This window comes from Oceanobacillus sp. M60 (assembly GCF_053839645.1).
In genome coordinates this window covers 592,007-603,493 of the sequence record NZ_JBSSNH010000003.1, presented here as the reverse complement: position 1 = coordinate 603,493, position 11,487 = coordinate 592,007, and the positions used below count along the sequence as shown (strand labels likewise).

12 protein-coding genes are annotated in these 11,487 nt (G+C 38.3%); 3 read left to right on the top strand and 9 right to left on the bottom strand.

Annotation, left to right across the window (positions count from 1 at the left end; genetic code table 11):
• Positions 1–926 precede the first annotated feature (926 nt).
• Entirely contained in the window at positions 927–1,808 is an 882-nt protein-coding gene (locus ACW0TQ_RS10775; RefSeq protein ID WP_042533455.1) for a nucleotidyltransferase-like protein, read from the bottom strand.
• Positions 1,809–2,059: 251 nt separating this feature from the next.
• Between ACW0TQ_RS10775 and ACW0TQ_RS10770 the strand changes: the two genes are divergently transcribed.
• The gene (locus ACW0TQ_RS10770; protein WP_042533453.1) at positions 2,060–2,431 is read left to right on the top strand and encodes a YgzB family protein; all 372 of its coding nucleotides are present in this window, start codon (positions 2,060–2,062) and stop codon (positions 2,429–2,431) included.
• Between the two features lie 128 nt (positions 2,432–2,559).
• Here the strand turns inward: ACW0TQ_RS10770 and perR are convergent, their stop codons facing one another.
• The 4 genes from perR to ACW0TQ_RS10750 all read right to left on the bottom strand — a co-directional run bounded on the left by perR (position 2,560) and on the right by ACW0TQ_RS10750 (position 4,661).
• Positions 2,560–3,006 carry a peroxide-responsive transcriptional repressor PerR gene (gene perR / locus ACW0TQ_RS10765; RefSeq protein ID WP_042533451.1) on the bottom strand — a complete coding sequence of 149 codons (447 nt, stop codon included), beginning with the start codon at positions 3,004–3,006 and terminating at the stop codon, positions 2,560–2,562.
• Positions 3,007–3,104: 98 nt separating this feature from the next.
• The gene (locus ACW0TQ_RS10760) at positions 3,105–3,662 is read right to left on the bottom strand and encodes a cob(I)yrinic acid a,c-diamide adenosyltransferase (RefSeq protein ID WP_042533449.1); all 558 of its coding nucleotides are present in this window, start codon (positions 3,660–3,662) and stop codon (positions 3,105–3,107) included.
• 28 nt (positions 3,663–3,690) lie between these two features.
• The gene (gene bcp / locus ACW0TQ_RS10755) at positions 3,691–4,164 is read right to left on the bottom strand and encodes a thioredoxin-dependent thiol peroxidase (RefSeq protein ID WP_042533447.1); all 474 of its coding nucleotides are present in this window, start codon (positions 4,162–4,164) and stop codon (positions 3,691–3,693) included.
• Positions 4,165–4,226: 62 nt separating this feature from the next.
• Positions 4,227–4,661, bottom strand: coding sequence for a potassium channel family protein (locus tag ACW0TQ_RS10750; RefSeq protein WP_042533445.1), 435 nt, complete (start codon positions 4,659–4,661; stop codon positions 4,227–4,229).
• 274 nt (positions 4,662–4,935) lie between these two features.
• Between ACW0TQ_RS10750 and ACW0TQ_RS10745 the strand changes: the two genes are divergently transcribed.
• A complete protein-coding gene (locus ACW0TQ_RS10745; RefSeq protein WP_042533443.1) occupies positions 4,936–6,234 on the top strand; it encodes a glutamate-1-semialdehyde 2,1-aminomutase in 1,299 nt (432 codons plus the stop codon).
• Between the two features lie 77 nt (positions 6,235–6,311).
• Here the strand turns inward: ACW0TQ_RS10745 and ACW0TQ_RS10740 are convergent, their stop codons facing one another.
• From ACW0TQ_RS10740 to mutY, 4 genes are all read right to left on the bottom strand, one after another.
• Entirely contained in the window at positions 6,312–8,060 is a 1,749-nt protein-coding gene (locus tag ACW0TQ_RS10740) for an ABC transporter ATP-binding protein (protein ID WP_193065388.1), read from the bottom strand.
• Between the two features lie 163 nt (positions 8,061–8,223).
• Complete coding sequence (gene ntdP / locus ACW0TQ_RS10735) at positions 8,224–8,757, bottom strand: nucleoside tri-diphosphate phosphatase (protein ID WP_042533439.1); 534 nt, start codon at positions 8,755–8,757, stop codon at positions 8,224–8,226.
• Positions 8,758–8,933: 176 nt separating this feature from the next.
• Positions 8,934–9,110: a gamma-type small acid-soluble spore protein gene (locus ACW0TQ_RS10730; protein WP_040984584.1), complete on the bottom strand. Its 177-nt coding sequence runs from the start codon at positions 9,108–9,110 to the stop codon at positions 8,934–8,936.
• Between the two features lie 174 nt (positions 9,111–9,284).
• Positions 9,285–10,361 carry an A/G-specific adenine glycosylase gene (gene mutY / locus ACW0TQ_RS10725; protein ID WP_042533437.1) on the bottom strand — a complete coding sequence of 359 codons (1,077 nt, stop codon included), beginning with the start codon at positions 10,359–10,361 and terminating at the stop codon, positions 9,285–9,287.
• Positions 10,362–10,433: 72 nt separating this feature from the next.
• Between mutY and ACW0TQ_RS10720 the strand changes: the two genes are divergently transcribed.
• Positions 10,434–11,423: a metal-dependent hydrolase gene (locus ACW0TQ_RS10720; protein ID WP_042533435.1), complete on the top strand. Its 990-nt coding sequence runs from the start codon at positions 10,434–10,436 to the stop codon at positions 11,421–11,423.
• Positions 11,424–11,487: the final 64 nt, after the last annotated feature.

The following is an 11,487-nucleotide window of genomic DNA, read 5'->3' as shown; positions in this document are numbered from 1 at the left end:
TTATTTTTTAAGAAAAACGAGGTTGTCTTTCTTCTTTCGTACTGGTTGTTTTGTTCAGTTTTCAAAGAGCAATTTGTATTGCTTCGCTTCAAGCAGCGACTCTATTAATATAACATGAAAGCAAATTTGTTGTCAACAACTTTTTTTATTTCATGTTAGCTGAGCGCCCGCTCAAATCAGCAACGAAATTAACTTTACCATGCTGAAAATAGAAAGTCAACGATTATTTTAAAATTTATCCGAAGTGGATTTTAAAAACAGCTTCATATAGGGGAACTGTAAGTTTAACAAATGATAGACAACGAAACAAAACGTTGCCATACCAGCTTTCAGAGAGCTCACTTTACATATTACAGCAATGGAGAATATACTTCTTCTTTTTATTGCTATTTTGTTTCTTCATCCTTTTCTCTTTGCAGATGTTCCATTATAAAGAAGCAAATGGACAGAAAATAACTACGTTCTTTTTAACTTTTCTTCTTCCCATTTTAAAAAGCAGATGAAAATCAGTCCAAATTTTCTTTTTATCAAAAAACAAGTTACACTCTCTCCACACACTTCAAGCATAATTAGGAAAAACTTTAATATATAAATTTGTAATAAGAAGTCTTGCTTCCTCTCTAAGTTATTATAATCACCAATTAATTGTTACTCTTTTTTATCGGGGATTCCATTCAAATTCTCAGTACCACTTATACAGTAAATCATTATTCAACGCGTTTTTTTAAATTCTATACTGAACAATGAAGAAAAAGTTCCTTCTTCTATAATCTCATCCATCCCCAGATTCCTTTTATTCTAAAATAACCTTCTGCGGATATAAGATAATATATAGTAGACACCAAAAATTACTTACGCTACAATTTCAAAAATTGCAGAATAAGTAATTTGTTTTCTTTCTGGAATGTTCCATTTAGAAATCCTCATTATACTTCTTCTAACTTCTTTACTTTATACATTCTCTGAAACACATCTGGATTTTTGGTGGGGACAAGTTTCATATCAATAATATCCTTCTCTTCTAAATAAGAAATAATCGCATGTAAATCCAGACTGTAGTGTTCAATTTCCGGCAATTCTTTAATAGAGGCATATGACCAATAGTCTTCTTCTTCGTTTAATAAGTTTAATAAATGTGTTGAAGCAGACTCCGCTTTATTCAGCAGGACAAAATCCATTGCAATCAGCATAAGCTCAATTCTCTTTTCTAAATTCTCTGTGCTGTCCATTAACTTTTCATATAGCTTGTAGACTTCTAAATCAATGCTCTTTACCTGGTTCCAGACAGTTACTTCTGGATAATAGCCCTGATCAATAACGGATAGCCTCGCTAAATAATGAAGTGCATTTAAAATTTTGCTGTATGAATCCATTACTTCTTTTGCTTCATATAACGCTTTTCCTTCACTATAGTTTTTTAGAAGCTTTCCAAAGTCAATTATTTTTCTAAGTGTACGTTTTTCCTCTGGAAAAGATTGAAGCTCCTCTTTTAATTCTTTTATAAATTCATTCCTGTCATAGGCTTTTCTTCCATAAATCACCCATTCTGCTGCACGTCGATAACCGCTCGTATCAATCCAATCCATCAGAAGTGATTTCGTTACAATGTGCATCGCTACGGTCTGACCATTTACTTCATAATGTTTTACAAACCAATCGACTTCTTGTTTTTCGACAATAATCAATAAGATGCTATCAAATTCATCTGTAATTGGATGATCAAAAAGTGTTTTCTCCACAATAAGTATTCCTAATGTATTTGGATTGCTTGCATGCTCCTGATAAATCATTCTTTGAAAATTCTCCATGTCTATTGTTGCCTCCCTGTTTTGCCTCTAATAAACATAATTCGATATATACTTTAAAAAAACCTTTTTTGCATCGTAAAGAAAGGATAAAATTTTAATTTTTGATTTCTCGCCGGGAGAAAAATACGGAATCCCCAATCAAACGGAAACGATTCGCCGTCATTGTATGGCTGACCTCGCTATATTTTCTTTAAAATTCATTCTTCTAATATTCTATGATATACTAAATTTGTAACTTAAGGGGGATTTAAATGGCGAAACAATTGACTTATTCAAGTAAAATAAATAAAATACGCACCTTTGCCTTAATCCTTGTGTTTGCTGGTATACTAATCATGTATGGCGGGCTTATGGTTCGTAATATTCAGTGGCTCATGCTCGGTCTGTTTATATTGGGCATACTGATGATTGTACTGAGCTGTGTTGTATACATATGGATTGGCACCTTATCCTTGAGGGCAGTTCCTGTGGTTTGTCCAAACTGCGAAAAACCTACAAAAATGCTGGGACGTGTAGATGCTTGCATGCATTGCAAAGAACCGCTGACTTTGGATAAGAACTTAGAAGGTAAAAATTTTGATGAACGGTATAATCATCGCAAATTCCGTGAAGAAAACAAATAATAAAAAGGCACCATGCTTTGGAGGATTTCGTTAAAGGAACATCCCGCAAACATGGTGCTTTTTTTATATAATAATTAAAAATCGGCCTCGCCTGTTTTCTTATCAGCGAACCCGATTTTTAACATGCTTTACTGTTCATTTGCTGCCTGCTGCTCTTTGCAGGCATTGCATGTACCATAAACCTCCAGGCGGTGATGGCTTACATCAAAACCTGTCACCTGTTCAGCCAGTGATTCCACTTCCTCTAAAGAAGGATAGTGAAAATCAACAATCTTTCCACACTGATTGCAAATGATATGATAATGATCTGAGGTATTACAGTCAAATCTGCTCGAAGCATCTCCATATGTGAGTTCTCTAACCAGTCCGATATCTTTTAATACACGTAAATTATTATAAACGGTCGCAACACTCATATTGGGAAATTTTCCTTCAAGTGCTTTATATATATCATCCGCAGTCGGGTGAGTCATTGAATTAAGCAAATACTCCAGCACGGCGTGTCGCTGTGGTGTAATCCGGACGCCTGATTTTTTCAAAGTATCGATTGCTTGCCGTAATTTAACTTCAGACACCCTAAACACCTCTCTTCCCAATTAATAATATTATTATATTATAATTCTTATAATTAGTGTATCGCCCTGTGTGCATAATGTCAATTAATTCACGTTAATCAAACATCCACATGGAGAGACTTTTCATCTCCGCCAAGCTGCTGATTGACATACCTGGCAGCAACAAATAAATAATCAGACAACCGATTTAAATAAACGAAAACAAGCTTATTATCCACTTCATCTTCCAATCCTACAGTCAAACGCTCTGCCCGTCTTGCTACAGTACGCGCGTGATGAAGGGCACTCGCTGCTCTGTGACCAGATGGCAGGATAAAATTCTTTAAAGGTTCGAGTGATTGGTCCCATTCATCAATCTGTTTTTCCATCTCATCAATATGCTTCTGTTCAAGCTTCCAATAAACTTCCTTCCCCTTTGGCGTCGATAATTCTGCACCAACATGAAAAAGAATGGTCTGTACGCGGTGCAGCTGATCAAGAAAAGCAGCCTTTTTATCCCAATCCGTTTCTTCGATATAGCTTACTGCCAAGCCAATACTGGAATTCACTTCATCACATGTGCCATACGCCTCTACTCTTAGATGGTTCTTTGGTACGCGTTGCCCATAGACTAACGATGTCTGTCCTTTATCTCCTGATCTGGTATAGATTCGCAAAGCTGCTCCACCCCAATCCCTCTATATTTTAATCCGCTTTATTTTCCTTCAAATAATTTAACGCATCTACAACATGATCTTTAACCCGGACTTTCCGATATTCTTTGATTAGCTTTCCTTCTTTATCTAAAATAAATGTAGAGCGCTCAATACCATAATATTCCTTGCCAAAGTTTTTCTTTAGCTTCCATACTCCAAATTGATCAGCTGCCTGATGATTTTCATCAGAAAGCAAGGTAAATGGCAGTTCATGCTTGTCGATAAACTTTTGATGACGTGCTTCCGGATCCGGGCTGATCCCGACAATAACCGCATCCAGCTCTCTGAATCTTTCATGATGGTCTCTGAAATCACATGCTTCTGTGGTGCATCCTGGTGTCATATCTTTTGGATAAAAATATAAAACAACGTACTTTCCTTGAAAATCTGATAAGCTGACTTCCTCCCCGTTTTGATTGGGCAGGGTAAAATCTTTTACTTTTGTTCCTAATTCGACTTGCATCCAATCCCTCCATTTAAACAATCGATCTTCTTCCTTAAATATAGCACATTGCAGGGTAAGATTCATTTATCATTGTCTCTGCTGCTGATTTGTACAACTTTTAATACAAAAGCAGCCGGCAATATGTAGCCAATCAGCGCTTCTGAGATAGCAATGATTCTGCCGATGCCGACGGGCGCTAAGTCACCATAGCCGAGAGTCAGCAAAGTGACCCCGCTGAAATAAATAGAATGAACAACCGATCCCCATATCGTCACTTCTCTAAGCTCTCCATGCTCCACAATGACGATTCCTTGAAAGGATAGAATAAAATAGATTAAGCCGTAGCCAACCATTGTAATGCAATAAACAATCAGCATAGCAATAAAAATTTCTAAAGAAAAATGTCCTTCCTTCATTTGTATACGTGAATGAACTAATTTATATTGAATGAAATCATAGATGCTTTTTCCAATTAAAATGATAATCGTAATAAGGAATATCCAAGGGATACTCATCTCTTTTACTCCTCCCCTACTGCCTTCCCTCATTAAAAAAACAACTAGATGCAAACGTCAAAATATGAGGAATCTCAATTTGTAATATCCGCTTTTCCTATGTATATGCAGAAACCAAAACAGTTTGTACAAGTTTTCTATGCAATTTTTTGTTATATTAGTAACTGGGTAAAATATTACAGAAAACCAAATTGTTCATTTTACCTTTTAAATGAACTTGTAAAAGCGTGTCATAACCTTTACAAGTTGGGAAGAATGAGGAGGAAACGAAATAATGAAATTTACAAATTCTGAGAAGCTGCATCAAGAAGCTTTACAACATATTGTCGGCGGGGTGAATTCTCCTTCCCGCTCTTATAAAGCTGTAGGCGGGGGCTCTCCTGTCTATATGAAAAGAGGACAAGGTGCTTATTTCTGGGATGTGGATGATAATAAGTATATTGATTATTTAGCTGCATATGGACCGATAATAACTGGCCACGCTCACCCGCATATCGCAAAAGCGATTGCTGAAGCAGCCACAACTGGTGTTCTATACGGGACACCAACGGAGCTGGAAAACACATTTGCGAAAATGTTAAAAGAAGCAATGCCTTCATTAGAAAAGGTACGTTTTAATAATTCAGGCACAGAGGCTGTGATGACGACTATCCGTGTAGCCCGCGCCTATACAAACCGTACCAAAATCATTAAATTCGCAGGCTGCTACCACGGCCATTTCGATGCTGTATTGGTAGAGGCAGGATCTGGGCCTTCTACACTGGGCACGCCGGATTCAGCCGGAGTTCCTGCTTCCAGTGCTGCAGAGGTAATCACCGTTCCATTTAATGATTTAAATGCCTTTAAACAAGCCCTTCATCGCTGGGAAGGTGAAATTGCAGCTGTGCTGGTTGAGCCGATTGTAGGAAACTTCGGAATTGTCGAACCGTTCGAAGGCTTTTTACAAGAAGTAAATGAGCTTACCCATCGTGCCGGTGCGCTAGTTATTTATGACGAGGTAATTACTGCCTTCCGTTTCACCTATGGAAGTGCGCAGCAAATCTACAATATCGAGCCTGATTTAACAGCAATGGGTAAAATCATTGGCGGCGGTCTTCCAATTGGCGCTTATGGCGGACGCAAGGATATTATGGAGCAGGTTGCACCACTCGGGCCTGCCTATCAGGCCGGCACCATGTCCGGAAATCCCGCTTCAATGGCAGCGGGTATTGCATGCCTAGAGGTGTTACAAGAAGATGGGGTATATGAAGAATTAGAACGTCTTGGAAAACGGCTTGAAGAAGGTATCTTGGAAAAAGCAGAAGAATTTGGTATCCACATTACTATAAATCGCCTTTGCGGAGCTTTAACCGTATACTTTGGCGTTGATAAAGTAACCAATTACAGTGAAGCAGATGCTTCAGACGGAGAGGCCTTTGCAACCTTCTTCCAGCTTATGCTGAACGAAGGTATTAATTTAGCTCCTTCTAAGTACGAAGCATGGTTCTTAACAACAGAGCATACAGACTCTGATATTGAAAATACCATCGATGCTGCAGGTCGTGCATTTGCAAAAATGGCTGAGAAAAAATAATATAATGGCACGATAAAAAAAGCATTTCCCGGAGAAATCAACCTCTGGGAAATGCTTTTTTATCCTGTAAATGAATTTTATTCATCCAAATTTTGAATCTGATACAAATCATAATAATGACCGCGGAGCCGCATTAATTCCTCATGCGAACCTATTTCTACAATTTCCCCATTTTCCACAACAACAATGCGATTTGCGTGAGTAATGGTTGCTAGACGGTGGGCAACAATAAACGTTGTCCGGTCTGAAGCAAGCTTCTCCAGTGTTTCCTGAATAAGATGTTCACTTTCTAAATCAAGTGCTGATGTTGCTTCATCAAAAATTAACAGCGGCGGATTTTTCAAGAAAACACGCGCGATAGCTATCCGCTGCTTCTGGCCGCCAGATAACTTCACACCGCGTTCTCCCACCATGGTTTCATAGCCCTCGGGCATTTCATCAATAAAGTCATGCGCATTTGCTGCTTTAGCCGCCCGAATGACTTCCTCTCTCGTTGCCTCTGGATTCCCCATCCGGATATTCGTTTCAATTGATTCGGAGAACAGAATATTATCCTGAAGCACCATTCCAATATTGTCCCGCAGCGCCCGGGCCTGCATATCCCTTAAGTCCATTCCGTCGATTTCAATCGACCCGCCTGTGACATCGTAAAAGCGTGGAATCAAACTGATTAGTGTCGATTTTCCTCCCCCACTCATTCCGACAAAGGCTATGGTCTCTCCTTTTTGGACATGAAGGTCGATATCCTTAAGCACTGACACTTCTTCCTCATCATATCGGAAGGAGACATGGTTAAAGGATACTTTTCCTTTCAGTCTTCCCGGATCAACCGCACCCTTTTTGTCCGTAATATCATATGGCTCATTCATTAATTCAAATACACGGTCAATAGACGCAATGGATTGTACTAACGTCGTTGATGAGTTGATCAGTCTGCGTAATGGACTGTACACCCGCTCCATATACCCGACGAAGGCTACCATCGTTCCGAGTGAGGTGTTGCCCATAATAACCTGATAACCTGCAAAAGCAATGACGAGCAGCGGCGCCAAGTCAGTAATCGTATTGGTCACGGCAAAGGTTCTGGCGTTCCAATCCGTATGCTTTAAAGCCCGGTCCAGGAAATGACGGTTTCTTTTATCAAACTGCTCATCTTCATAATCTTCCAGCGCAAAGCTTCTTGTCACCGGCACCCCTTGGATACGCTCATGCAAGTGGCCTTGTACTTCTGCCAGAGCTTGTGACCTTTCTCTTGTCAGACGGCGTAAGCGCCCGAAAAAGTATTTGACAGAAATCCCGAACAGCGGGAATAAAATAATCGATACAAAGGTGAGCGGCACATCCATGGTAAACATAATAATGATAGCAATTAAAATGGTTGTGACATCCAGCCAAATATTCATTAACCCGGTCATCACAAAATTTTTCGTCTGCTCCACATCATGAATTACCCTTGAGATGATTTCACCTGTTTTGGTCTTCGAATAGAATTTCAGGCTTAGCTTTTGAAGATGATCGAATAATTTTCCTCTGATATCAAAAAGAATTTTATTCCCGACCCACTGCGCTAAGTATTGACGAATATACTCAACCGGCGGGCGGACAATTAAAAATACGACAAAAGAAATACCCATAATCCAGAATAAACGGGTTATTCTCTCGGATTGGGTCATGTTTTCTACCGTAACAATATCATCGATAACGTATTTCAAAATCAAAGGCATTAACAGCGGAATACCAAATTTAACAACACCGATGAGTAATGTCCAAATAATCTTCCATGTGTATGGTTTTACAAATTTCATATACTGTTTGATGCTGCTCATTTATCAACTTCCTCTACTTGAAAAGGTATTTCGTTTTAATATCCCTCTAAATAAAAAAAGGATATCCTCGTTATGTCATCCGTAACAAGGATACCCTTTTACTCAGTCGAATTGCAATCAAACCGCTCAAACATCGCTAAAAATATTTGTTTTCTTTTCAAATTTAATGATACGTTAAGTACATTTCATACCAATCATCGACAAACCCCGGAGAAAAAGGACCCTTTCCCTGGCGAATCCAATGAATTAATACTTCTAATTGCTGATAAAGAATATGATGAATTTCTTCTGGGTATTTCATCAAAACTTTATTTTCTTCATATTCATCTTCATCAAGAAGATTAAATGTCATATCAGGAAATACCTTCACATCTAAATCGTAGTCAATGTATTTTAGCGATTCCGCACCCTCATCGTAAACAAATGGGGAGCTGAGATTACAGTAATAATGAATTCCATCATCCCTAAGCATACCAATAATATTAAACCAATGCTTCGCATCAAAATAACAAATGGCCGGCTCTCTCGTCATCCAGGAATGACCATCGCTTTCAATGACTTTTGTCCGATCATTCGCTCCGATTATAATACTTTCCGTCCCTTTTAATACGACACTATTTTTCCAGATTCTATGAAGTTGTCCATTATGTTTATAACTTTGTATCATCATTTTGGAACCAGCGTTTGGAGAAACCATCCAAAATCTCCCTCTCCATTTTCATACAGTGATTTATGAATTATCTTATATTATAAGCCTTCAGCCATAAAAGTTAAAGGATAAGTCCTTTTTATTTCCATAATGGTTTCTTCATTGATATGTAGAATCATTAAAAGGGTTTCCGTAATTGGAAACCCTTTTGGGTAAAACAGATGTTATTGCTTGTTTTGTTGAGATTGTTGGTTTTGCTTTTTCACTTCTTGTGCATCTGTTTCTTGAGCAAACTCAGTACCATATTGTCCTTGAGCTGCTTGTTGGTTTTGCTTTCTTACTTCAGCTGCGTTTGTTTTTGCAGGATTTTGTTGGTTTTGTTGATTTTGTTTTTTAGCCATCAATATCACCTCCGCAATAATTAATTTGTCCAGAAGCGCATTTCTTTATCCAAACTTTTTTAAAGAAATATTTTTAGCGTGTTGAAAACCCCGGTAAATAAAGCATTAAGGCGTTTTTTTGATGACAAAAATTTTTATCAGGATTTATATTTCCTCGTTGCATTCAATAAAATTTCATTTTCCTTCTAAAAAAGGTATCATTTTTTGATGTGGAACAGGAAAAGGAAATTCTTTCAGCTCTTCTAAAGAAACAAATTTTAAGCGGTCATCCTTTACTGTTTCCTGATTTGTGATTGCTTTACGTACGTCTACATTCCAAATGATATGTGAAAAAACATGCTTGATGGATGTACACGATGCTTTGATATCCACATCTAACCCATAATTCTCTTCCAGCCATGGCTGCCAGTCCTTTTTTACAATATCATCGGCAGGAATCATTGGAAATTGCCATAATCCTGCCAATAGTCCAGAATCCGGTCTTTTTTCAATAATATATTTCCCTTCCTGATTTTGGATCAGCAATGCAATATATTTTTTCTTTTGCTGCTTCTTCGCTTTCTTTTTCACTGGCAGCTTTTCCTGGATTCCATCAACGTATGCTTGACAATGCTCCATCACTGGGCAGAACATGCACATAGGCTGCTTCGGTGTACATATTGTCGCACCTAAATCCATAATAGCCTGATTAAAGGAGGAGGGATCTTCCTTTGAAATCATTTCCGCTACGTAGTATTCAAACAACTTTTTGGTGGAGCTTAAAGCAATATCTTCTTCAATGTGTAATACACGGGAGAAAACACGCATTACATTACCATCTACTGCCGGAATCGGCTGATTATAAGCAATAGAAAGAATCGCCCCTTTCGTATAAGGGCCAACTCCTTTTAAGTCACCGAGCTGCTTCGGGTCATCCGGGATTTTTCCATCATATGTTTCCACAACCTCGCGTACTGCTGTTTGTAAATTTCTTGCGCGGGAATAATAACCTAAGCCTTCCCATTGTTTTAAAACATCCTGCTGTTCGGCTTCAGCCAGTTCATATACCGTTGGATATTTCTCCATAAACCGATTAAAATAAGGGATGACCGTATCTACTTTTGTTTGCTGAAGCATAATTTCTGAGACCCAGACGCGATAAGCATCATTATTTTCGCGCCAAGGTAGATCACGTTTATTTTCTTCGTACCATCTAAGTAAATCTTCTTGAAAAGCGGAAATATTTATTTGTTCTAATCTTTTATCGTTCATGTTTTCACGTCCTATGTGTTAAAATAATATTGGAGTGCTTTGATGGAAGCAACTTAAGGAGGATATGTAACTATGGATACTGGTACGCATATTGTTATGGGTGTTGCACTTGGCGGTTTAGCAACATTAGACCCAAATGTGCAAAGTAATCCTACTCTATTTCATGCCGTATTGGTTGGAACAGTCGTCGGATCACACGCTCCTGATTTTGATACAATTTTTAAATTAAAAAGTAATGCAACGTATATAAGACAGCACCGCGGAGCGTCTCATTCACTCCCTGCTATTCTTATGTGGAGCCTGCTTGTATCTGGAGTAATTTATTTATTTGTTCCAGAAGTGAGCTATTTGACTCTCTGGCTATGGACTTTGTTAGCTGTGTCCATCCATGTATTTGTCGATTTATTTAATGCGTATGGTACACAGGCATTTCGGCCATTTACCAAAAAATGGATTGCTAAAGGGTTTATTAATACATTTGATCCTTACATTTTTTTCTTGAATGTAGCTGGTATCGTTGCATGGGCATTAGGTGCCAATCCCGGATACACTTGGCTGATTATTTATACAGTCATTGTATTATATTACATCAAACGCTATATGGACAAAAGGGAAATCGTCCAGAAAATCAAAGAATATTTTCCTGATACAGAGATTGTCGCTACGTCCCCTACGCTTAAACAAAATTATTGGCGCGTTGCTATTACGACAAGCGACCGTTATTATGTAGGCAGCGTTGAGAATCGGCACATTGAGATTGTTGATGAATTTTATCGAGTTCCTTTACCCGATACAGATGTCATCAAAGCTGCGATAAAAGATAAAAATATCTCTTCATTTTTAAATTTTTCACCGGTGTACCGCTGGGAAATAAATACGGATGAAGAGGATATTATAGAAGTCCGTTTTATTGATTTACGCTATCGCAGCAAAGGGTATTATCCATTTGTAGCTGTGGTAAAGCTGGATAAGAGCCTGGAAGTAATTACTTCCTATACAGGCTGGATTTTCTCAGAACAGAAGCTTCAAAGTAAATTGATACCAAGCGACTCAAGTCCTTAAAGCTTATACAGGAAGTGAATACGGTAACCCCGCAAATGGTTCAGGCGTTTGAAACAGCGGTACC